This is a genomic window from Agarivorans sp., assembly GCF_050295395.1.
Taxonomy (GTDB): Bacteria; Pseudomonadota; Gammaproteobacteria; order Enterobacterales; family Celerinatantimonadaceae; genus Agarivorans.
This window is the reverse complement of record NZ_JBNKPP010000153.1, coordinates 1-22502: the sequence shown is the minus strand read 5'-3', so window position 1 is coordinate 22502 and position 22502 is coordinate 1. Positions and strand designations below refer to the sequence as shown.

Below are 22502 nucleotides of genomic sequence, written 5' to 3'. Positions count from 1 at the left end.
TTTAGGCCACTTAGCTCGCTGGAGTTTCTTCCGCAGGAGCGTCTGCTTTTTCAATGTCGATTAATTCAACTTCAAACACTAAAACTGAGTTAGGTGGAATGCTACCCGCACCGCTTTCACCGTAACCTAGCTCTGAAGGGATGAAGAACTTGTATTTAGCGCCTTTAGACATTAATTGCACGCCTTCGGTCCACCCCGGAATCACACGGTTCAATGGGAAGGTGGCTGGCTCACCACGGTCGTAAGAGCTATCGAAAGGCGTTCCGTCGGTCAGAGTACCTTTATAATGAACCGTCACGGTATCTGCGGCACTAGGCTTGTCGCCTTCAGCATCACTCAATACTTCAAACTGCAAACCTGACTCGGTCACGGTAACACCTTCACGTGCGGCGTTATCGGCTAAGAATTTCTCGCTTTCCGCTTTAGCGGCAGCGGCATCGGCTTCTGCCTTAGCTTGCACTAAACCGGCTAGTTTTTCATCTAGCGCTTTCAGTGTTGACTGAATTTCTTCTTCAGACATAGATACTTCGCCACCTAAGCCATCTTCCATGCCTTTTAAAACTAAAGCATTGTCTAACTCAAGGCCCAACTCTTTTTGCTGCTCTAAAGTTGTCGCAATGTAACGAGATACCGATGCACCGATGGCATAGGCTTGCTGTTGCTCTGCTGTTTCTAAGGCAACTTGTGCTGCCGCAGTTGTTTCAGCTTTCTCTTCTTGACAGCCAGTTACGGCAAAAATCGAGGCGGCTAAAACCGACACGGCAAAATACTTCTTCATTCAATTATCTCCATTAGAGTCGCTTTAAATCTGTGGCGTGGTGTGCAAGATCATTATGAATAATTAAACACTTAGCCGACAAAGCCCTTATACTAACCCTATTAGTCAACACAACCTAGTGACAGTTCCGTAAAATTACGTAAAAAGATGATATCAATTAGACGCTTTGTGATCCTCTTAGTCGCTATACTCATCAGCAGTTGCAGTGACGACACGCCTCCCCTCAACAGCTGGGAACAAGCTCTTGAGGGCGCTTATGCCGCAGATTTGTCCACCGATGGCCGTTTTAGCATGGTGTCATCTATCCATCATGGCTTGAGCCTGTGGGATGTAAAACAACAACGTCAGCTGTTTCAATGGAGCCACCAAAACCAGCAAAATAATCAGGTTTTCCTGGTAAAAATTGCCGAAGGCAGTAACTTCGCCATCAGCGCCAGCCGTGATGATTTTGTGGTGTGGAATACCAACAGTGGCCAAGCGCTTGGTTATTGGCGACTCAGCGAATCCAGCATTCGGGATGTAGCCTTATCTAGCAACGGCCAACAAGTATTACTGGGACTTGGCAACGGTAAGGTCATCCATCTCGATTTACAAACCGGGCGGCGCTTGGAGTTTTTAGGCCACAGCGAAAAAATCAACTCGGTGGCGCTGTCGGCCAATGGCCGTTATGCCCTCACCGGAGGCAACGATTACCAAGCACTATTTTGGGATACCCAAACTGCCCAGGTACTATTGCGATTTCCCCATCCGGGACGCGTCTCTTCGGTGGCCTTACAAAGTGATGGTCGCTACGCCTTTACCTCGGATAATGGCAAACTGGCTAGAATTTGGGCCTTACCCAGTGGCGAACAAGTTAGCCAGCTTAAGCTCACCGCCAGACAAAACATTTTTTCTTATGTCACTTTTGCTAATCAAGGGGAGTGGTTAATCACTGGTTCAGCTGCCAGAAAACTCAGCCTATGGCATGTTAAAAGCGGCCAATTGTTGCAAGATTGGTTGGTCGCTCCCCATCAAAAAACCCGCCCTAAAAGCGCGGTTGTGTATAGCGCAGCGATGCTTGATAATGAGCGCTTAGCGAGCGCCAGCTCGAGTGGTTTAGTAGAAGTTTGGCAAATAAATAAGTAGCACAATGAAGCAACAACAATTAGAAGACATCATCGAGAGCCTAGAAACCAAATTGGCCTTCCAAGAAGATACCATTGAGCAACTTAACCTTGCTTTACAAAATCAACAGAAGCAACTAGATACCTTGCACTACCAGTTCAAATTAATTAGAGCCAAGTTGTTTGATGGTGACGCAGGCAATGCAGTTGCACCCCAAGAACAAGAAACACCACCTCCTCACTATTAGTAGCCTCTATGACTTACCAATTTCGTTTAGCCGAAGCGGCCGACTTACCCGCGATTGTTGAGATCTATAACTCAACCATTGCCTCTCGCCAAGTCACCGCTGATACCGAGCCGCAAAGCGTGGCTTCACGCCAACGGTGGTTTGAACAACACCAACACCCCAAACGCCCTTTATATGTAGTGGAACAGCAGCAACAAGTCATCGCCTGGCTTAGTTTTAGCGACTTTTATGGGCGCCCCGCTTACCAACACAGCGCCGAAATCAGCCTCTATATTGCCGAGTCACAACGCGGCAAGGGCTTGGGTAAACGGCTGCTACAAGACGCCGAAACCATTGCCAAACAATTAGGTATTGAAGTGCTGTTGGCCTTTATCTTTAGCCACAACACGCCTAGCATCGCCTTATTTGAGAAGCTGGCCTATCAACCTTGGGGTGAACTGCCCAAGGTGGCAAGAATGGACGAGCAAGACTACAGCCTAAGCATACTCGGCAAGCCGCTAAAATAAGCCAATACCGATGCAAGACTCTGTTAAGATTAATTATTATCAAGGGTCTTTGGCTGAAGTATTGCAAGTCAAGGCAGCGATTCCAGAGTTTCAAAGAGAAAATACTGAACAAATACTCCAAGAGCGACTTGCCGGAAAAACAAGACTAATTCTGCTAGCCAGTCATAATAAGCAGCCGATCGCCTACAAGCTCGGTTATCAGCGAGATAGTCATGAATTTTACAGCTGGTTAGGCGGAGTGGTTCCGGCCTATCGCCAACAGGGAATCGCCTCATGTTTGCTTGAACAGCAGGAAGCGTGGTCCTAGGCCCGTGGTTATCAACGCATTAGCGTATAATCTATGAATCGTTACCCAACGATGTTGCGCTTGCTAGCGGCTACCAAATTGTCGGATTTGAAGACAATGGCAGCCCCCACAATAGTAAAATTTATTTTTGCAAACAGCTTTAAACCTGTCTCAAGCCACCGCCAAACTAAGGCTTAAATAAACCAATAATATCTTGCTCTGAAGTAGCCTGTTGCTGTTTTGGCCGCTCGGCACGGTAATCACAGCTAACGCATTCAATAAACTCGTTTTCTTCAGCACCCTTACTGGTTGTTTCTACAATCAGACGAATAGAGTCGTGCTCGCCACAGGCGGGGCAGACTGCGCCTGCAATAAATCGATGTCTTGCCATTATTAACTCAACTTTGCTTTTGACGGTTGCTATGCGGCCTTCACCACATCAGGTATCATAGCGGCATTATTGCATAGTTTAAGCAGCACATAACACCCAGCATGATCGTAGCCAACAATATTAGCCTGCAACGTGGCAGCAAATTTCTCTTAGCCGATACCAGCCTAACCATTCACCCAGGCCAAAAAGTGGGTTTGGTGGGACAAAATGGCTGTGGCAAATCGTCCTTATTCGCCTTACTAAAGCAACAACTTCATGTTGACGCGGGCGATCTCTCCATCCCCAGTAAATGGGCTATCGCCAGCGTTGCTCAAGAAACCCCCGCCTTAGAGCGCAGAGCGATTGATTATGTGATCGATGGTGATGAAGAATTCCGCCAACTAGAGCAAGACATCGCCGCCGCTGAAGCGGCTAATCAGGGTGAGCTCATCGCCACTCTACATACCAAAATGGACACCATTGGCGGCTATCAAATTGCCACCAAAGCGGCAGAACTACTGGCTGGTTTGGGTTTTAGTGAAAGCAGTCAGCAACAAAGCGTTAGTGACTTCTCCGGTGGCTGGCGGATGCGTCTTAACCTAGCTCAAGCGCTACTGGTACGTTCCGACTTGTTGTTATTGGATGAACCCACCAACCACTTGGACTTAGATACTGTGGTGTGGTTGGAGCAGTGGCTGAAACGCTATCCTGGTACTTTGATTCTTATTTCTCACGACCGTGATTTTCTGGATAACATCGTTAATCGCATCGTGCATATTGAACATCAAAAACTCAATGAATATACCGGTGGTTATTCAGACTTCGAACAAATGCGCGCCACTCACTTAGCCCAACAACAAGCGATGTATGAAAAACAGCAACGCGAGCGTGCCCATATGCAAAGCTTTGTCGACCGGTTTCGTTACAAAGCCAGTAAGGCAAAACAAGCGCAAAGCCGCCTCAAAGCCTTAGAAAGAATGGAAGTCATTAACCAAGCGCATGTCGACTCGCAATTTAGCTTTCGCTTTAGAGAGCCCGATAGCCTGCCACTGCCTCTACTCACCATGGAAAAGGTCAGTGCCGGTTACCAAGATAAAACCATATTAGAACAAGTTAAATTTAACCTAGTACCGGGCAGTCGGATTGGCCTATTGGGGCGCAATGGTGCGGGTAAATCAACTTTTATTAAATTGCTATCCGGCGAACTCAAGGCACTAGCTGGAAATGTTGAAATCAACAAAATGGCCAAAGTGGGCTACTTTGCTCAGCACCAATTGGAAACGTTGCGTTCTGAAGACAGCCCTATGCAACATTTACAACGACTCGCCCCCACCACCAGCGAAGCCGACTTACGTAAATACTTGGGTAGCTTTGGTTTTCAAGGGGACAAGGCCTTAGAAGCTGTAGCACCGTTTAGTGGAGGTGAAAAAGCCCGCTTGGTATTGGCCTTGGTAGTATGGCAAAAACCCAACTTATTGTTGCTTGATGAGCCGACCAACCACCTCGACTTAGAAATGCGTCACGCGTTGACCTTAGCGCTGCAGGAATTTACCGGTGCGATGATTATTGTGTCGCACGACCGAGCACTACTGCGCGCCACTACCGATGAATTCTACTTGGTTGATAGCCAACGAGTGTCGCCCTTCGACGGCGACTTAGATGACTACCAGCAATGGTTGAGCCAAGCCAACCGCGCCGAAAACAGCAGCCCTAGTTCAAGCAACGCTAATAATCCGGTTAACCAACGTAAAGAACAAAAGCGCCGAGAAGCCGAATTCCGCCAGCAAACTAAAGCGCTACGTAAGGAGCTAGAAAGCTTGGAAAAACGCAGTAATAAAGCCCAGCAAAGCCTCGATGAAATTGAACAAAAAATGGCTGAGCCTGAGCTCTATGAAGCAGATAACAAAGCCACGTTACAACAGTATTTACAGCAGCAGGCGCAGCTAAAAAACGAACTGGAGGAGACCGAGTTAGCGTGGTTTGAACTTCAAGAAGAGTTGGAGCAACAACAGCAAGCTTTTGGTATAGAGGCCAAGCCCTAAATCACTTGACCGGCAGCTTGAGTGCAGTAAAGTGACTAGCAATAAAAGTATTAATAATTATTCAAGGATGTATATGAATAAGTCACTGGAACTCACTCGCTTGATCCTCGCAATTGTCTTAATTGTGGTGGGGGTAGCGGTCATCGGCTACGTACTACCACAAACTATCAGCTTAGTTACCTTGCCCCACGATGCGCCTTTTATGCAGGGCTTTTTTAATTGGTTAATGGCCGATACCGACGCCATTATCACCCAAGTAAGCGAAGAATTTTTCGAGATATTCCAAACCTTTATCAAAGTTATCGTGCTGATCGTTTTTCTTTGGGTATGCGTTAAATTGGTGTATCTGGGGCTGATGATTATTCGTGAGGGCGTCGGGCTGATCCGCCCTACTGAGAGCAAGCAGAAAAAAGCCGATTAAAGCAGCATAGCGGGGAGCCCCCGCTACAAATACCACTATAAAGCTAGGATCAAACTGGCTAGGCTGAAATAAACCAATACGCCGGTTACGTCAGCAATGGTCGCCACCAACGGCCCCGATGCGGTGGCGGGATCCATTTTAATTTTATTGAGCATAAATGGCAGGCTCAAACCTACTAACGAGCCGGCTAACACAATAATCACCATCGACATTGATACGATAATCGCCACTTCTGGACCACCTCGATATACCCCTACTCCGTACACCGCAATTGCCATGGTGAGCCCTAGGGCAAAGCCGACTAACAGCTCTCTGGCAAATAACTTTGACCAGTCGCTTTTATCTACCTCTCCGGTGGCCAAGGCGCGCACCATCAAGGCCGCCGCTTGAGAGCCTGCATTACCGCCACTACCAATGAGCAAGGGTAAGAAGAACACTAAGGCGACATGGCTGGAAATGATGTCTTCAAAATGGGCGATTCCAGCACCTGAGAACATCGCACCAAATACTAACAATACCAGCCACAATACCCGTTTACGGTACAACTCCCAGATGCTGACTCGGTCTACGGTTTCATCCAGCTTGCCCACCGAAGCACTTTTTTGCGCATCCTCTGTGGCTTCTTCTTCGGCTGCATCCATTGCATCATCATAAGTGACGATGCCGACTAACTTTTGTTGCTCATCCACCACCGGTAAGGCTAATAAATCATAATGGCGAATTTGGTGAGCGGCGGTCTCCTGAGTCTGATCCACCGTCACCGACACGACTTCGCTACGCATTAAATCACTCACCGCAGTATCGGGCGAAGCCAAAATCAATTCACGTAACGAGATGGTGCCGAGCAAACGACGCTCTCGGTCGATAACATAGGTCTGATAAATGGTTTCTTTATCGGGCGCTTCCAAACGCAACTGCTTCAAGGCTCGGCTCACCACCCAGTGTTCTTTCAAGGTTGCGTAGTCGGAAGTCATGATCGAGCCCACCGTACCCTCGGCGTAGCTGGCCAGCTTGCGTAAGTCTTCCCGTTCCGCCTGAGCTAAGCCCGGCAATACCATAGCGCGTTGCTCGTCATCTAAGGCGTTAAATAAATCGGCCCGTTCGTCGGCCTCCATTCGCGAAAACAAAGCCGCCAGTTTATGTCGCTTCATTAGAGCCGCGACATCGGCTTGCATATAGGGAGGCAGATAAGAAAACACTTTAGCGCGATCGGCCAGTGAAAACATCGAGATTAACGGTAAGGCTTCCTTAGGTGTAAATTCAGCTAAGGCTTGGCCAATATCGGCAAAGTGGTATTCATCAAGGGTGGAACGAAGAGTTAACTTATCTAAGTTAACCAGAGCAAGCTCTAATTTTTGTTGAAGTTGTGCCATTTACTGCTCCAGCATTCGCATAGAGCTAGCCATTAAGCAGACAGTCTATGCGAAGAAATAGTGTACGATTGGAATTAAAAAACAATGAAAATGTCGACTGTCGGGGTCCGGTGTCATAATAGCTTCTCGGATAAAAATTCGGCGCAATTGTAGGAGGGAAAAGCGGCTAATTCAAGCGCTTTATTGCTCCTGAGCAGCGCTGCAGGAGCAATCATTAACTATCGCTTTAAATCAATTAACTAATGTTGGGGGCTAACCAACGCTGTGCCTCTTCAAGACTCATGTTTTTACGCTGGGCGTAATCTTCCACCTGATCAGCTTGAATCGAAGCCACCGCAAAATAACGGCTATCAGGATGAGAGAAATACCACCCCGAAACAGCAGCCCCAGGCCACATGGCGTAGCTTTCGGTCAACTTCATGCCAATGCGAGATTCCACCTCTAGCAAGTCCCAGATCAAGCCCTTTTCGGTATGTTCAGGACAAGCTGGATAACCCGGTGCCGGACGGATCCCTTGGTAGTTCTCTCGGATCAGCTCTTCGTTAGTTAAGTTCTCATCAGGGGCGTAACCCCAGAATTCTTTACGTACTCGAGCATGCAAGTATTCAGCAAAGCCTTCTGCCAAACGATCTGCCACCGCTTTAACCATAATCGCGTTGTAGTCGTCACCATCGGCTTTATAGGCTTCGGCCAGTTCATCTTCACCAATACCGCCAGTCACCGCGAAGGCACCAAAGTAGTCCGCCTTAGCTGAAGACTTAGGCGCAATAAAATCAGCTAAACAATAGTTTGCGCCATTTTTCTTTTCAGTTTGTTGGCGTAGTTGAGAGCTAAGCGCTATCACTTCGCTACGTGACTCATCGCGGTAAATCTCGATGTCATCACCCACACTATTAGCCGGGAACAAACCACAGACACCCGAGACTTTAATTTCTTTAGATTGCTTAAAGCGCGCGAGCATATCCTTGGCATCCTTGAATAGGCGCTGCGCTTCTTCACCCACCACTTTATCTTCCAATATCCTTGGGTACTTGCCAGCCAAAGACCAAGTCATGAAGAACGGCGTCCAATCGATATAAGGTTCAATATCAGCTATCGCCACATCGTCAAACTGTTGCACGCCCAGTTGCTTGGGCACTGGCGGGGTATAGTTTTGCCAATCGATATCGAGGCGATTGGCCCGAGCTTGTTCTAAGCTTACCGGCGCCGAACGAGGGCGCTTGCGGGCATGCTGCTCACGCACAATGTCATATTCTTTAGCCAGTTTTTCGGCAAAACCGGCACGGGTTTCATGGGATAATAAACTTTGGCAAACCCCTACTGCCCGAGAGGCATTGGAGACGTACACCACCGGATGCTGGTAATTTTGTTCAATCTTCACCGCGGTGTGCGCTTTAGAGGTAGTGGCACCTCCAATCAATAACGGAATGTCCATGCCAGTGCGCTGCATTTCTTTAGCCACATGCACCATTTCATCCAGCGAAGGCGTGATCAACCCGGACAGGCCAATCATATCCACCTGCTCTTCTTTGGCGACTTTTAAGATTTTATCGCAGGGCACCATCACCCCAAGGTCTATTACCTCGAAGTTATTACATTGCAGCACTACGCCAACAATGTTTTTACCGATGTCGTGCACATCGCCCTTCACCGTCGCCATCACAATCTTGCCGTTAGAGCGCTGCCCTTCCCCTTTCTCGGCTTCGATAAAGGGTTGTAAATAAGCTACGGCGCGCTTCATTACCCGCGCCGATTTTACTACCTGGGGCAGGAACATTTTACCCGCGCCAAATAAGTCACCCACCACGTTCATGCCATCCATTAATGGACCTTCAATCACGTGTAGCGGACGCTCTGAAGCTTGTCGAGCCAGTTCGGTATCTTCCTCAATATACTCGGTAATACCTTTAACTAAAGCGTGCTCAAGGCGTTTTCTTACATCCCATGAGCGCCACTCTAAATCTTGGGTATTTTCTTGCTGGCTGCCGTCACCACGGTATTTTTCAGCGATGGCTAAGAGCTCTTCAGTAGCATTATCGTGGGTATTTAGTACCACCGCTTCGACTTTGTCTTTCAGCTCTTTGGGAATGTCTTCATAAATGGCTAATTGGCCAGCGTTAACGATTCCCATGTCCATGCCGTTCTTGATGGCGTAATAGAGGAACACAGCATGGATAGCTTCGCGCACTGGGTTATTACCGCGGAACGAGAAACTCACGTTAGATACCCCACCCGAAATCATCGCGTGTGGTAGCTTATCTTTAATATCTTTTACCGCTTCGATGAAATCCACAGCGTAGTTATTGTGTTCATCAATGCCGGTCGCTACCGCAAAAATATTAGGGTCGAAGATAATATCTTCTGGCGGAAAACCCACTTGGTTAACCAGAATGTCGTAAGATTTTTGGCAAATCTCAAACTTACGCTCACGAGTATCGGCTTGCCCTACTTCATCGAAGGCCATCACTATCACAGCAGCGCCATAGCGGCGTAAGATCTTAGCTTGCTGAATGAACGGCTCCACCCCTTCTTTCATCGAGATAGAGTTCACTACGGGCTTACCTTGCACGCACTGTAAACCTGCTTCGAGGATGTCCCACTTAGAAGAGTCGATCATCACCGGTACTTTGGCGATATCAGGCTCTGAGGCAATAAGGTTAAGGAAACGGACCATGGCGGCTTTAGAATCGAGCATGCCTTCATCCATGTTCACATCGATGATTTGCGCGCCGTTTTCCACCTGCTGTAAGGCAATCTCAATCGCCTTGTCGTAGTCTTCGTCGATAATCAAGCGTTTAAATAGCGCCGAACCAGTAACGTTGTTACGTTCCCCAACGTTAACAAATAAAGTCTCGGGGCTAATGGTGAGGGGTTCTAAGCCCGCTAGACGACAGGCGACGTCAATCTCTGGCAGCTTACGTGGCGCAATGCCTTCCACCGCTTCGGCCATGGCTTTAATATGTTGCGGCGTGGTACCACAGCACCCCCCCACTAAATTAAGAAAGCCAGCACGCGCCCATTCGCCAATGTGTTCCGCCATTTCATCGGCTTCGAGATCGTATTCTCCAAAGGCGTTAGGCAAACCTGCGTTGGGGTGAGCAGAGACATAGCTCTCACTGACTCGACTCAGCTCTTCCACATATTGGCGTAATTCATCGGGGCCAAGGGCACAGTTAAGGCCCATGCTAATCGGCTCTGCATGACGTAGAGAATTATAAAAGGCCTCGGTGGTTTGGCCACTTAAGGTACGGCCCGAGGCATCGGTAATGGTGCCCGAGATCATAATTGGCAGCTCAATATCAAGCTCATCAAAGACCGATTTCACCGCAAATACCGCAGCCTTTGCATTGAGGGTATCGAAGATAGTTTCAATTAAGATCAAGTCACTGCCGCCTTCAATCAAGGCCTTAGTCGACTCTTGATAGGCTTCCACCAGTTCATTAAAGGTCACATTACGATAGCCAGGATCATTCACATCCGGCGAAATAGAACAGGTTCGGTTTGTTGGCCCCAGCACCCCCGCCACGAAGCGCGGACGCTGCGGATTGAGCGCCGTTACCTCATCGGCCACCTGACGAGCGATACGCGCCGCCTCACGGTTAATTTCCGCCGAGTGCGCTTGCATGTCATAGTCAGCCATGGCGATAGTGGTTGCGTTAAAGGTATTGGTTTCAACGATGTCGGCACCGGCCAACAAATACTCGCGATGAATGTCGGCAATAATTTTCGGCTGGCTTAAAACCAGCATATCGTTATTGCCTTTTACATCGGTGTGCCAGTCAGCAAACCGCTCTCCACGGTAATCAGCCTCTTCAAGTTTATAAGACTGAATCATGGTGCCCATGCCACCATCGATAATCATGATGCGCTGGCTTAGCTGGTTTTCTAATGTTTGTCTTACTGACACGGGTATATCCTATTTCTTTCGCCGGTAATTCGGTGCGGCAGTGTAACACAGCGCCTTATATGACATCTCTGCGATAAAGTTATATGAAATTATTTCAAGATATTATCGGACTTAGGTTTTAAATCAGCCAAGTCATAAGGCGTAATTTGGTAAACGCAGTAGTTTAACCAGTTGTTGTACAGCAGGTGTCCATGGCTGCGCCAAGTAGCACAGGGGCTAGCCTTACTATCGTCATTCGGATAATAGTTTTCCGGAAGCCGCGGATTCAGTCCTTCCTGGGTATCACGGACAAACTCATTATGTAGCGTATCGGCAGCATATTCCGGATGGCCGGTAATAAACACTTGGCGAAAGTCTTCGCTGGCGAACAAATAGCTACCAGCATCTGGACTATCAGCCAATACTTGTAAGTCAGTTTCTTCGCTAATAAGGCTAGAATCAAACTTGGCGTAACGTGATAACGGCGCTAAAAATGCGTCATCAAAGCCTCGAACCAAAGGATTATGACGGTGTTTGGTTTGATGCCAATATACCCCTGACAGCTTAGTCTCATGGGTTTGTTTCTGTAGTCCATAAAGATGATAAAGCGCTGCTTGGGCTGCCCAGCATAAAAACAAGGTCGAGGTAACATGAGTCGTTGACCAATCGATGATCTCTTTGATTTGTTCCCAATAATAAACATCTTCAAAGTCGACTTGGCCCAGCGGCGCGCCGGTAATAATCAAGCCATCGAAATTACGCTCACGCAATTTGTCGAAATCACGATAAAACCGGTCGATATGCTCTTGTGGGGTATTTTTTGAAGCGCGGTGGTCTATCCGCAATAACTTAACATTCACCTGTAAGGGAGAATTGGATAACAACCGCAGGATTTGATTTTCAGTTTCTATCTTTTTCGGCATCAAGTTCAGCAACACCACTTCCAGTGGGCGAATATCCTGATGCGCAGCACGGCTTTCCGGCATGACAAAAATATTTTCGTTACGTAGTACTTCAGCAGCAGGTAATTGATCAGGAATACAAATGGGCATGAACTGGCTCCTCGCAAACATAATATATATGTCTAGACATCTAGATACCCATTTTAATTAGATTATGGAGTATGTCTAGAACTTGTTAAAAGCAGCTGATTTTAAGTCTAAATTTATACATAATGCAGCTTGGATATTTTTTGTAGTAAAGGGATATGGCAGAGTTAAAGCTGACGGTTGAACGTTTACAAATTGGAGTGTTTGTTAAACTTCCAGTCAAATGGGGCGAGCACCCGTTTATGTTCACTAGCTTCAAAATTAAAAGCCAAGAGCAAATCGAGGTTATTCGTAACCTTGGCTTAAAACACGTCATTGTTGTACCAGAAAAAAGCGACAAACCGCCGTTACCAGTCAATCATAGAGCCGAAGAGCCGTCAGATAACAAAGCCTCTGAGCACTCAAAAAATGCCTTGTGGGATGAAAAACGCGCCCGCATTGACGAGCTTAAAAACTATCGCCGCAACTTGCAAAAGGTAGAAAAAGAGTTTGACCGCTCGATGGCTCAAGTGCGTGCGGTGATGTCAAAACTGCAAAATCGCCCACTAAATGCTGTGGAAGATGCCACGACCCTTGTCAACAACTTAGCGGAAGATCTCCTCTCCGGTGAAAACATCGTATTACATCTGATGAATGATAGTAACGAAGCTGATAGTTTTTACTATCACAGCCTCAACGTATCGATTCTATCGATGATGTTAGCCAAAGCGGTGGGCTTTTCAGAACGTGATATTAAGTTACTTGGATTAGCTGGGCTGTTCCACGATGTGGGCAAGATGAAAATTCCTGATACGGTACTGCGCAAGCAAGGTAAGCTGACCCCGCAAGAAAACAACCTATTAAAGATGCATACCAAGTATGGATTAGACTTTTTAAAACTCTCGGAAACCATTCCCGAGAAAGTTAAAGTCATCACAGAACAGCATCATGAGTATCTCGATGGTAGCGGTTACCCCAAACAGCTCAAAGGGGATCAAATTGACCGTTTGTCGCAGCTCATTGCAGTGGTCAATGAATACGACAGTTTATGTCACCCCAGAGATCCAAAACTTTCGCGCATCCCGTTTACCGTTATTGCCTACCTCTATAAGCAGCGCAAAAAGCAGCTGAACAACGGCGATTTAGGTGTATTGATCCGCTTACTTGGTATTTATCCTCCAGGCAGTGTAGTACAGCTTAGCTCAGGGCAAATTGGCTTGGTTATGTCGGTGAATTCGGAACGTTTATTGTTCCCTACAGTGCAGGTGTATGACGCCGCTATTCCACGCAGTGAAGCCCCGATTATTGATTTAGAAGCGGCTGGACTCACTATTGAAAAGGCCTTAAAACCGGGTGCACTACCCGATGCAGTATTTGAGTACCTTAATCCCAGAACGCGAATTTCTTATTTCTTTGATAACAACAAGAAACTATAGCCTTTGATGGTTTAATCAAAAATAAGCAAAAAAAAACCGGACCAAAGTCCGGTTTTTTATGCTTGTTGTCCGAGTTTACTCAGCAGCTTCTTCAACTACTTCTTCAACTTCTGGACGGTCCAACAACTCAATGTATGCCATTGGGGCATTGTCACCGGCACGGAAACCGCATTTTAAAATGCGAGTGTAACCGCCAGCACGCTCTTTGAATCGTGGGCCAATTTCTGCGAATAGCTTACCAACCACTTCTGCATCGCGGGTGCGAGCAAAAGCAAGGCGGCGGTTAGCTACACTGTCGTTTTTAGCCAATGTGATTAATGGCTCAACAACACGGCGAAGCTCTTTGGCTTTAGGCAATGTTGTCTTGATAACTTCATGGCGAACCAATGAACTGGCCATATTCCGGAACATAGCCTGGCGATGGCTGCTATTACGGTTCAATTGACGACCACTCTGACGATGGCGCATGACCTTATCCTTCTATAATAAGACGTTAAAACCAGTGATGACTTACTTATCAGCGATGCTAGCTGGTGGCCAGTTTTCTAGACGCATGCCTAGAGACAAACCACGAGATGCCAATACATCTTTGATTTCTGTAAGCGACTTCTTACCCAAGTTAGGGGTCTTAAGTAGCTCAACCTCGGTACGTTGTACCAAGTCACCAATGTAATGAATCGCTTCTGCTTTCAAACAGTTAGCAGAGCGAACTGTCAACTCTAGATCATCGACAGGACGAAGCAGGATTGGATCAAACTCTGGCTTCTCTTCTTTTTCTTCAGGTTCACTTACATCACGTAAGTCAACGAAGGCATCCAATTGCTCCGCAAGAATAGTTGCGCTGCGACGGATAGCTTCCTCTGGATCAAGAGTACCATTGGTTTCCATATCGATAACCAATTTATCCAAGTCGGTGCGTTGCTCAACACGAGCAGCTTCAACAGTATAAGCAATACGCTCTACTGGGCTGAAAGCCGCGTCAGTTAGCAAACGACCGATTGGACGCTCTTCATCTTCAGAGTGAACCCGAACTGAAGCTGGTACGTATCCACGACCACGTTCTACTTTAATGCGCATGCTAATTTCAGCATTGCTGCTCAAGTGACAAATAACGTGCTCAGGATTCGCAATTTCGACATCCGCATCGTGCTGAATGTCGCCTGCTACCACAGGACCTGCTCCAGACTTGGTAAGACTAAGGGTTACTTCGTCTTTACCTTCTAACTTCACAGCAATACCTTTAAGGTTTAGCAAGATTTCCAAGACATCTTCTTGAACGCCTTCCTTACTGCTGTACTCATGCAGCACGCCGTCGATTTCTACTTCAGTTACCGCACAACCAGGCATAGAAGATAAAAGAATACGACGAAGAGCATTACCTAAAGTATGGCCAAAACCACGCTCTAACGGCTCAAGCGTAACCTTTGCACGAGTTGGGCTAACTTGTTCAATCTCAACTAGCCTTGGTTTTAGAAACTCTGTTACAGAACCCTGCATTGTGTCCTCTCTATAATTCAACTTTACTTAGAGTAAAGTTCGACGATCAGCTGTTCGTTAATTTCCGCAGATAAGTCGGCGCGCTCAGGTAGGCGTTTGAAAGTACCTTCCATTTTAGTAGCGTCTACTTCTATCCACGATGCCGCTTCACGTTGTCCGGCAATTTCTAAAGATGCAACGATACGAGCTTGCTTCTTAGATTTTTCACGAACACTGATAACGTCTTCTGGTAATACCTTGTAAGAAGGAATGTTTACCACTTTACCGTTTACTAGAATTGCTTTGTGGCTTACTAGCTGGCGAGCTTCGGCGCGAGTTGCACCAAAACCTAGACGATAAACAACGTTATCTAGACGGCTTTCTAACAATTGCAACAAGTTTTCACCGGTGTTGCCTTGAAGGCGAGCAGCCGATTTGTAGTAGTTGCGGAACTGTTTTTCAAGAATGCCATATAAACGACGAACTTTTTGCTTCTCACGAAGCTGTAAACCGTAGTCTGAAAGACGCGCTTTACGTGCACCGTGTTGTCCAGGTGCTGTATCCAGCTTACACTTTGTGTCGATCGCGCGAACACCACTTTTCAAGAAAAGATCGGTACCTTCACGACGGCTAAGTTTAAGCTTTGGACCTAAATATCTTGCCATTTTTCTTTCTCCAATCTATCCAGAAACTACACGCGGCGTTTCTTAGGTGGACGACAACCGTTGTGTGGAATCGGAGTCACGTCGGTGATGTTAGTCACACGGAAACCCGCTGCATGTAATGCACGGATTGAAGACTCACGACCAGGTCCTGGTCCGTTAACAAACACTTCTACGTTTTTGAGGCCGTAGTCTTTAGCTGCTTCAGCAGCACGCTCAGCAGCAACCTGTGCAGCGAACGGAGTAGACTTACGAGAACCACGGAAACCTGAACCACCTGCGGTAGCCCAAGAAAGCGCGTTGCCCTGACGATCAGTGATAGTCACGATAGTATTGTTGAAAGAAGCATGGATATGAGCCATGCCGTCAGCAACTTGTTTTTTTACGCGTTTACGAGCGCGAGTCGGAGTTTTAGCCATTTTCCCTCACCCCTTATTTCTTAATAGGTTTGCGAGGACCTTTACGGGTGCGCGCATTAGTTTTAGTGCGCTGACCGCGAAGGGGCAAACTGCGACGATGACGAAGTCCACGGTAACAACCTAGGTCCATCAAGCGCTTAATGTTCATTGATACTTCACGACGTAGATCACCTTCAACAGTGAATTTAGCTACTTCGTCACGAAGTTTATCGATTTGTGTTTCGTCAAGTTCTCTGATCTTAACATCTTCAGCGATACCAGCTGCCGCACAGATTTGCTGTGAACGGGTTAAACCAATACCGAAGATTGCAGTTAAAGCGATAACTGCATGCTTCTGATCAGGAATGTTAATGCCGGCTATACGGGCCATTGGCACACTCCTATATTTTCGTGTTAAACGAAGGCCATCTGTGAAAAGCCCGTAAGGATACTCAACAGATGACCACATTGCAAATAATATTGTCTTGAAATCTACTAACTAGCCTTGGCGCTGTTTATGCTTTGGCTCACTGCAAATTACACGCACAACACCGTTGCGCTTAATAACTTTACAGTTACGGCAGATTTTCTTAACGGATGCACGTACTTTCATTGCTATCTCCGCAAAAGTTAAAGTCCAATCTCAAGGTGGCCTATCGGCCGTAACCTTTAAGATTAGCTTTTTTCAGAACCGAGCCATATTGATGAGACATCAAATGGGTTTGGACCTGAGCCATAAAGTCCATGATAACCACCACTACAATAAGTAGTGAAGTACCACCGAAGTAGAACTGAACGTTCATTCCGATCATCATAAACTCAGGAATTAAACATACAAACGTGATGTACAAAGCACCAGCTAGGGTTAAACGAGTCATCACCTTGTCGATGTATCGCGAGGTTTGTTCACCAGGACGAATCCCTGGAATAAACGCGCCACTCTTCTTCAAGTTGTCTGCTGTTTCGCGTGGATTAAATACCAACGCAGTATAGAAGAAACAGAAGAAGATAATAGCCGCAGCATACAAGAACACATATAAAGGTTGTCCAGGCTGTAGCGTTAATGATAGGTCAGATAAGAAAGACAAGCTTTCATTTTGACCAAACCACTGGGCTAAAGTGCCAGGGAACAAAATAATACTTGAAGCAAAAATAGCAGGAATAACCCCAGCCATGTTTACCTTAAGTGGTAAATGTGTGCTTTGCGCTGCAAACACTTTGCGACCTTGTTGGCGTTTTGCATAGTTAACAACAATACGACGTTGTCCACGTTCTACAAATACCACAAAGAAGGTCACCGCAAATACAAGAGCAACGATGAACAAGAGTAACAATAAGTGCAACTCTCCTTGACGCGCCTGCTCAGCCGTCTGACCGATTGCAGAAGGCAATCCTGCCACAATACCAGCAAAAATCAGAATCGAAATCCCGTTGCCAATACCGCGTTCAGTAATTTGCTCCCCTAACCACATCAGGAACATTGTTCCTGTTACCAAGCTAACCACCGCAGTGAAATAGAATGGTAGGCCTGGATTAATAACCAGACCCGCCATCATATTTGGTAAGCCAGTAGCAATACCAACAGCTTGGAAGGTTGCTAGAACCAGTGTGCTATAACGCGTGTATTGACTAATTTTACGTCGACCCGACTCGCCTTCTTTTTTCAATTCAGCAAGAGTGGGATGAACAACAGTCAATAACTGGATGATAATCGATGCCGAAATATACGGCATGATACCTAACGCGAAAATAGACGCACGTGAAAGAGCACCACCTGAGAACATGTTAAACATTTCCAGAATGGTACCTTTCTGCTGGTCAAACAACGCGGCCAGTACAGCGGCATCAATCCCAGGTAACGGCACAAAGGAGCCTGCTCGAAACACAATAATTGCTCCAAGCACAAATAATAAACGACTCTTAAGTTCGCTTAAACCGCCTTGTGCACTTGCTGATGCTGTTCCTGGATTCTTTGCCATGTTTTGTACTTATTCCTCGATTTTACCGCCAGCAGCTTCAATTGCTGCTTGTGCGCCTTTGGTTACACGCAGGCCACGTAGGGTAACTGGTGCTTTTACTTCGCCAGATAATACTACTTTCGCAAACTTAATGTTACGAGTAATAAGACCAGCAGCCTTCAAAGCGTCCAAATCTACCACGTCAGCAGTAACTTTCGCTAGCTCGCTAGTGCGAACTTCTGCAGTTACCAATGATTTACGTGAAGTAAAACCAAATTTAGGCAAACGTTGTTTCAATGGCATTTGACCGCCTTCGAAACCTGGACGTACAGTACCGCCAGAACGTGACTTCTGACCTTTGTGACCACGACCACCAGTTTTGCCTAAACCAGAACCGATACCACGACCTACACGCTTAGCGCTTGGCTTAGAGCCAGCAGCTGGAGAAAGAGTATTCAAACGCATGATTATTCTCCCTCAACCTTAACCATGTAAGAAACTTTATTAATCATACCGCGAACACAAGGAGTATCCTCTAGCTCAACAGTGTGATTAATGCGACGAAGACCTAGACCGGTTAGGGTCGCGCGGTGCTTAGGCAAACGGCCGATAGCACTTTTGGTCTGTGTTACTTTAATTTTGTTCGACATGGCTTATTACCCCAGAATTTCTTGGACGCTTAGGCCACGCTTAGCAGCAACGTCTTGTGGAGAATGCATATTCTCAAGAGCGTCAATAGTAGCGCGAACAATGTTAATTGGGTTAGTAGAACCGTATGCTTTAGACAATACGTTCTGCACACCCGCAACTTCTAGAACAGCACGCATCGCTCCACCGGCAATAATACCAGTACCCTCTGATGCAGGTTGCATGTAAACACGCGACCCAGAGTGGCGACCCTTAATAGGATGCTGCAGTGTAGTACCGCGAAGTTCTACACTAGTAAGGTTACGACGTGCTTTTTCCATTGCTTTTTGAATAGCAGCAGGAACTTCACGTGCTTTACCGTAACCAAACCCTACGCGACCGTTACCGTCACCCACTACTGTTAGAGCAGTGAAGCTGAAGATACGACCACCTTTAACTACTTTTGACACACGGTTTACCGCGATAAGCTTTTCGTTCAGCTCACTACCGGCTTGTGCTTCAAATTTAGACATGACTCACTCCTTAGAACTGAAGACCAGCTTCACGTGCTGCTTCTGCAAGCGCAGCAACGCGGCCGTGATACTTAAAGCCAGAACGGTCAAAAGCTACAGATGTAACGCCTTTTGCCGCAGCACGTTCAGCGATTGCTTTACCTACTGCTGTAGCGGCAGCTACATTACCTAAACTTTTTAGCCCTTCAGAAACGGCTTTATCTACTGTTGATGCAGTGGCGATAACCTTTGCATCAGGTGCAATCACCTGCGCGTAAATATGGCGCGGAGTACGGTGAATCACCAGGCGGGTTTTCCCCAACTCTTGCATAGCTTTGCGAGTGCGTGTTGCACGACGCAGACGAGCAATTTTCTTTTCCATAGTGTTAACCTACTTCTTCTTAGCCTCTTTACGGCGAACATTTTCGTCAGAGTAACGAACACCTTTACCTTTGTAAGGCTCTGGCGGACGGAACGCGCGAATGTTTGCTGCTACCTGACCTACCACCTGCTTGTCAGTACCTTTAAGTACGATTTCAGTCTGTGATGGACACTCTGCTGTAACACCTTCTGGTAAGGTGTAATCTACAGGATGAGAAAAACCTAGAGTTAGGTTTACAACATTGCCTTTAACTGCGGCACGGTAACCAACACCTAATAATGTTAGTTTTCTCTCAAACCCGTCTGTAACGCCAACAACCATGTTGTTGCTAAGAGCGCGAGCTGTACCTGCTTGAGCTGAAGAAGCACCTTCAACTACAGCAAATTTCAATTCGTTTTCTTCTTTCGTTACTACAACTGCGTCATTAAAAACGCGAGTCAATGTACCTTTGCTACCTTTAACCGTTAATTCTTGGCCGTTGAGAGTGACTTCAACGCCAGCAGGAATTGTAACGGGAGCCTTGGCTACGCGAGACATATTACCTACCTCCGGTTAAGCTACGTAACAGACGATTTCACCGCCCATGCCAGCTTTACGTGCTGCACGGTCAGTCATAACGCCTTTTGATGTAGAAACGATTGCAACGCCTAGACCACCCATAACTTTAGGTAGGTCTTTAGCACCTTTATAAATGCGTAGGCCTGGACGGCTTACACGTTCAATCTTTTCAATAACTTTTTTACCTTCAAAATATTTGAGGGTAACTTCTAATGACTTCTTAACGTCACCAGTCACAGCATAATCTGTGATATAACCTTCTTCTTTCAGCAAGTTAGCAATTGCCACTTTAACTTTTGACGAAGGCATAACAACAGATACTTTATTTGCCGATTGACCGTTGCGAACGCGAGTCAACATATCCGCAATAGGATCTTGCATGCTCATAATCGTTTACTCCGTAATTAAGTGGTTTACCAGCTGGCTTTCTTAAGGCCAGGAACCTCACCGCGCATCATCGCTTCACGCAATTTGATACGGCTCAAGCCGAACTTGCGTAGGTAGCCATGAGGACGGCCGGTTACGTTACAGCGATTACGCTGACGAGACCGACTTGAATCACGAGGTAAAGATTGCAATTTTAGAACTGCGTCCCAACGCTCCTCATCAGAGCTGTTCACGCTACTAATAATCGCTTTAAGCGCCGCGCGCTTTTCCGCAAAACGAGCGACAGTTTTTTCGCGCTTCGCTTCACGAGCTTTCATTGATTGTTTAGCCATAACTAACTCTACCTTACTTACGGAATGGGAAGTTAAAGGCAGCCAGCAGAGCGCGGCCTTCCTCGTTGGTTTCGGCAGTCGTAGTGATAGTAATATCCATACCACGAACCTTATCAACTTTGTCATAGTCAATTTCAGGGAAGATGATTTGCTCACGTACACCCATACTGTAATTACCACGACCGTCGAATGATTTAGCATTCAGGCCACGGAAATCACGAATACGAGGAATCGCGATTGAAATCAAACGCTCCAAAAACTCCCACATACGCTCACCGCGTAGAGTCACTTTACAACCAATTGGATATCCATCACGGATCTTAAAGCCTGCTACAGATTTACGAGCTTTGGTGGTAAGAGGTTTCTGACCTGAGATAGCTGCTAGATCGGCAATTGCGTGCTCTAGTACTTTCTTGTCATTAACCGCTTCACCCACACCCATGTTAAGGGTGATTTTCTCAATCCGAGGGACTTGCATGATGGATTTGTAACCGAACTCCTTAATGAGTTCAGGCGTTACAGTTTCCTTATATAGGTCATGCAGTTTCGCCATCGTTAACTCCAGTTACTTTACAATTTCATTAGACGATTTGAAAACACGAACTTTTTTGTCGTCTTCAAATCGGAAACCAACGCGATCAGCCTTGCCAGTGGCAGGGTTATAAATCGCTACGTTTGATGCATCAAGGGCCGCTTCTTTCTCAACAATACCGCCAGCTTGACCCAATTGAGGGTTAGGCTTTTGGTGCTTCTTGATTACGTTTACGCCTTCAACGAATAGTTTACCGGTTGGTAAAACTTTGGTTACGCTACCGCGCTTACCTTTGTCTTTACCTGCAATAACTATTACTTCATCGCCTTTTTGGATTTTATTAGCCATTTGGGACTCCTTAAAGTACTTCTGGCGCTAGAGACACAATTTTCATGAACTGTTCAGTTCGAAGTTCACGTGTCACAGGACCAAAGATACGAGTACCAATAGGCTGATTGTTTGCATTCAAAATAACCGCTGCATTGCGATCAAAACGAATTACAGAACCATCAGGACGACGTACGCCTTTTCTAGTACGCACTACCACAGCATTCATTACGTCACCTTTTTTAACTTTACCGCGAGGAATTGCTTCCTTAACAGTAACTTTAATGATGTCGCCAATTCGTGCATAACGGCGGTGCGAACCACCTAGGACCTTAATACACTGTACAAGGCGCGCGCCGGAATTGTCCGCCACGTCCATAGTAGATTGCATTTGGATCATTTCAGTGCTCCGCTATATATTACAACTGACCCCAGCAATTAGCGCTGAGATCTCTGGCTGCCTAATTAAAGGGCGCGAAATTATAACACCCTAAATTTTTAATTGGTAGGATTGTCTAAAATTTGTTTAACTTATTTAAAAAACTCATTAAAAACAAAAACTTAAAAGCAAACGATCGCTAAAATCACCATTAAAAATTGGGTTATTTCACGCTTGATTCGCTAGCTTTGCTTAATATTTCGGCAAGCTAACAACAAATATCGACCTTAAATGATCGATAAAAACAAAAAAGCCCAGCAGTTTTGCCGGGCTTTTCTGAATATGGTGCTGATAGGCAGATTCGAACTGCCGACCTCACCCTTACCAAGGGTGCGCTCTACCAACTGAGCTATATCAGCCAAATAAAAACCCAGCAACAGCTGGGTTTTCAAATTGGAAGCCTGGCAGTGACCTACTTTCACATGGGGAAACCCC

The 22502-nt window shown here is 46.4% G+C and carries 29 protein-coding genes and 1 tRNA gene; 7 read left to right on the top strand and 23 right to left on the bottom strand.

Annotated features, from left to right (window positions below; all coding sequences use genetic code 11):
* Positions 1-10: 10 nt before the first annotated feature.
* A complete protein-coding gene (gene fkpA / locus ACQY6Q_RS09085; RefSeq protein WP_427980414.1) occupies positions 11-778 on the bottom strand; it encodes an FKBP-type peptidyl-prolyl cis-trans isomerase in 768 nt (255 codons plus the stop codon).
* A gap of 147 nt (positions 779-925) precedes the next feature.
* Between fkpA and ACQY6Q_RS09080 the strand changes: the two genes are divergently transcribed.
* From ACQY6Q_RS09080 to ACQY6Q_RS09065, 4 genes are read left to right on the top strand one after another with little or no spacing between them, the layout of a single operon-like run.
* The gene (locus ACQY6Q_RS09080) at positions 926-1903 is read left to right on the top strand and encodes a WD40 repeat domain-containing protein (RefSeq protein WP_427980412.1); all 978 of its coding nucleotides are present in this window, start codon (positions 926-928) and stop codon (positions 1901-1903) included.
* 4 nt (positions 1904-1907) lie between these two features.
* Positions 1908-2129: a SlyX family protein gene (locus ACQY6Q_RS09075; RefSeq protein ID WP_427980410.1), complete on the top strand. Its 222-nt coding sequence runs from the start codon at positions 1908-1910 to the stop codon at positions 2127-2129.
* An 8-nt stretch (positions 2130-2137) separates the two neighbouring features.
* Positions 2138-2635: an N-acetyltransferase family protein gene (locus tag ACQY6Q_RS09070; protein WP_427980408.1), complete on the top strand. Its 498-nt coding sequence runs from the start codon at positions 2138-2140 to the stop codon at positions 2633-2635.
* Between the two features lie 10 nt (positions 2636-2645).
* Positions 2646-2942, top strand: coding sequence for a GNAT family N-acetyltransferase (locus ACQY6Q_RS09065; protein WP_427980406.1), 297 nt, complete (start codon positions 2646-2648; stop codon positions 2940-2942).
* A gap of 166 nt (positions 2943-3108) precedes the next feature.
* Here the strand turns inward: ACQY6Q_RS09065 and ACQY6Q_RS09060 are convergent, their stop codons facing one another.
* Complete coding sequence (locus ACQY6Q_RS09060; RefSeq protein ID WP_427980404.1) at positions 3109-3312, bottom strand: YheV family putative zinc ribbon protein; 204 nt, start codon at positions 3310-3312, stop codon at positions 3109-3111.
* A 101-nt stretch (positions 3313-3413) separates the two neighbouring features.
* Between ACQY6Q_RS09060 and ACQY6Q_RS09055 the strand changes: the two genes are divergently transcribed.
* Together ACQY6Q_RS09055 and ACQY6Q_RS09050 are read left to right on the top strand one after the other, a co-directional pair.
* Positions 3414-5333 (top strand): ABC transporter ATP-binding protein, encoded by a 1920-nt coding sequence (locus ACQY6Q_RS09055; RefSeq protein WP_427980402.1) that lies wholly within the window; start codon positions 3414-3416, stop codon positions 5331-5333.
* A 73-nt stretch (positions 5334-5406) separates the two neighbouring features.
* Positions 5407-5754, top strand: coding sequence for a hypothetical protein (locus ACQY6Q_RS09050; RefSeq protein ID WP_427980400.1), 348 nt, complete (start codon positions 5407-5409; stop codon positions 5752-5754).
* A 35-nt stretch (positions 5755-5789) separates the two neighbouring features.
* Here ACQY6Q_RS09050 and mgtE read toward each other — a convergent pair whose 3' ends face one another.
* The 3 genes from mgtE to metA all read right to left on the bottom strand — a co-directional run bounded on the left by mgtE (position 5790) and on the right by metA (position 12065).
* Positions 5790-7127, bottom strand: a complete 1338-nt coding sequence (gene mgtE / locus ACQY6Q_RS09045) for a magnesium transporter (RefSeq protein WP_427980398.1) — start codon at positions 7125-7127, stop codon at positions 5790-5792.
* Between the two features lie 235 nt (positions 7128-7362).
* Positions 7363-11034, bottom strand: a complete 3672-nt coding sequence (gene metH, locus ACQY6Q_RS09040) for a methionine synthase (RefSeq protein ID WP_427980395.1) — start codon at positions 11032-11034, stop codon at positions 7363-7365.
* A gap of 89 nt (positions 11035-11123) precedes the next feature.
* Positions 11124-12065, bottom strand: coding sequence for a homoserine O-succinyltransferase MetA (gene metA / locus ACQY6Q_RS09035; RefSeq protein WP_427980392.1), 942 nt, complete (start codon positions 12063-12065; stop codon positions 11124-11126).
* Between the two features lie 155 nt (positions 12066-12220).
* Between metA and ACQY6Q_RS09030 the strand changes: the two genes are divergently transcribed.
* Positions 12221-13477: an HD-GYP domain-containing protein gene (locus ACQY6Q_RS09030; protein WP_427980389.1), complete on the top strand. Its 1257-nt coding sequence runs from the start codon at positions 12221-12223 to the stop codon at positions 13475-13477.
* Positions 13478-13552: 75 nt separating this feature from the next.
* Here ACQY6Q_RS09030 and rplQ read toward each other — a convergent pair whose 3' ends face one another.
* From rplQ to ACQY6Q_RS08940, 18 genes are all read right to left on the bottom strand, one after another.
* The gene (gene rplQ, locus ACQY6Q_RS09025; protein ID WP_040307251.1) at positions 13553-13945 is read right to left on the bottom strand and encodes a 50S ribosomal protein L17; all 393 of its coding nucleotides are present in this window, start codon (positions 13943-13945) and stop codon (positions 13553-13555) included.
* Positions 13946-13987: 42 nt separating this feature from the next.
* Positions 13988-14974 carry a DNA-directed RNA polymerase subunit alpha gene (locus tag ACQY6Q_RS09020; RefSeq protein ID WP_427980386.1) on the bottom strand — a complete coding sequence of 329 codons (987 nt, stop codon included), beginning with the start codon at positions 14972-14974 and terminating at the stop codon, positions 13988-13990.
* 23 nt (positions 14975-14997) lie between these two features.
* Positions 14998-15618: a 30S ribosomal protein S4 gene (gene rpsD / locus ACQY6Q_RS09015; RefSeq protein ID WP_427980383.1), complete on the bottom strand. Its 621-nt coding sequence runs from the start codon at positions 15616-15618 to the stop codon at positions 14998-15000.
* 26 nt (positions 15619-15644) lie between these two features.
* Positions 15645-16034, bottom strand: coding sequence for a 30S ribosomal protein S11 (gene rpsK / locus ACQY6Q_RS09010; RefSeq protein ID WP_016402131.1), 390 nt, complete (start codon positions 16032-16034; stop codon positions 15645-15647).
* A 13-nt stretch (positions 16035-16047) separates the two neighbouring features.
* Positions 16048-16404 (bottom strand): 30S ribosomal protein S13, encoded by a 357-nt coding sequence (gene rpsM / locus ACQY6Q_RS09005; protein ID WP_055733904.1) that lies wholly within the window; start codon positions 16402-16404, stop codon positions 16048-16050.
* A gap of 108 nt (positions 16405-16512) precedes the next feature.
* Positions 16513-16626, bottom strand: coding sequence for a 50S ribosomal protein L36 (gene rpmJ / locus ACQY6Q_RS09000; protein WP_000868186.1), 114 nt, complete (start codon positions 16624-16626; stop codon positions 16513-16515).
* A gap of 40 nt (positions 16627-16666) precedes the next feature.
* A complete protein-coding gene (gene secY, locus ACQY6Q_RS08995; protein WP_055733903.1) occupies positions 16667-17992 on the bottom strand; it encodes a preprotein translocase subunit SecY in 1326 nt (441 codons plus the stop codon).
* 9 nt (positions 17993-18001) lie between these two features.
* On the bottom strand, positions 18002-18436 hold the full coding sequence (gene rplO, locus ACQY6Q_RS08990) for a 50S ribosomal protein L15 (RefSeq protein WP_427980377.1): 435 nt from the start codon (positions 18434-18436) through the stop codon (positions 18002-18004).
* 2 nt (positions 18437-18438) lie between these two features.
* The gene (gene rpmD / locus ACQY6Q_RS08985; protein WP_055733901.1) at positions 18439-18621 is read right to left on the bottom strand and encodes a 50S ribosomal protein L30; all 183 of its coding nucleotides are present in this window, start codon (positions 18619-18621) and stop codon (positions 18439-18441) included.
* A gap of 6 nt (positions 18622-18627) precedes the next feature.
* A complete protein-coding gene (gene rpsE, locus ACQY6Q_RS08980) occupies positions 18628-19131 on the bottom strand; it encodes a 30S ribosomal protein S5 (protein ID WP_055733900.1) in 504 nt (167 codons plus the stop codon).
* A 10-nt stretch (positions 19132-19141) separates the two neighbouring features.
* Complete coding sequence (gene rplR / locus ACQY6Q_RS08975; protein WP_427980373.1) at positions 19142-19492, bottom strand: 50S ribosomal protein L18; 351 nt, start codon at positions 19490-19492, stop codon at positions 19142-19144.
* Between the two features lie 9 nt (positions 19493-19501).
* Entirely contained in the window at positions 19502-20029 is a 528-nt protein-coding gene (gene rplF, locus ACQY6Q_RS08970) for a 50S ribosomal protein L6 (RefSeq protein ID WP_427980370.1), read from the bottom strand.
* 15 nt (positions 20030-20044) lie between these two features.
* Positions 20045-20437, bottom strand: coding sequence for a 30S ribosomal protein S8 (gene rpsH, locus ACQY6Q_RS08965; RefSeq protein ID WP_055733897.1), 393 nt, complete (start codon positions 20435-20437; stop codon positions 20045-20047).
* A 26-nt stretch (positions 20438-20463) separates the two neighbouring features.
* Complete coding sequence (gene rpsN, locus ACQY6Q_RS08960; RefSeq protein ID WP_055733896.1) at positions 20464-20769, bottom strand: 30S ribosomal protein S14; 306 nt, start codon at positions 20767-20769, stop codon at positions 20464-20466.
* Positions 20770-20782: 13 nt separating this feature from the next.
* The gene (gene rplE, locus ACQY6Q_RS08955) at positions 20783-21322 is read right to left on the bottom strand and encodes a 50S ribosomal protein L5 (RefSeq protein ID WP_427980367.1); all 540 of its coding nucleotides are present in this window, start codon (positions 21320-21322) and stop codon (positions 20783-20785) included.
* Between the two features lie 12 nt (positions 21323-21334).
* Positions 21335-21649, bottom strand: coding sequence for a 50S ribosomal protein L24 (rplX, locus tag ACQY6Q_RS08950; RefSeq protein ID WP_055733894.1), 315 nt, complete (start codon positions 21647-21649; stop codon positions 21335-21337).
* Positions 21650-21659: 10 nt separating this feature from the next.
* Entirely contained in the window at positions 21660-22028 is a 369-nt protein-coding gene (gene rplN, locus ACQY6Q_RS08945; protein WP_055733893.1) for a 50S ribosomal protein L14, read from the bottom strand.
* Positions 22029-22350: 322 nt separating this feature from the next.
* Positions 22351-22426: transfer RNA gene (locus tag ACQY6Q_RS08940), tRNA-Thr, on the bottom strand.
* Positions 22427-22502 lie beyond the last annotated feature (76 nt).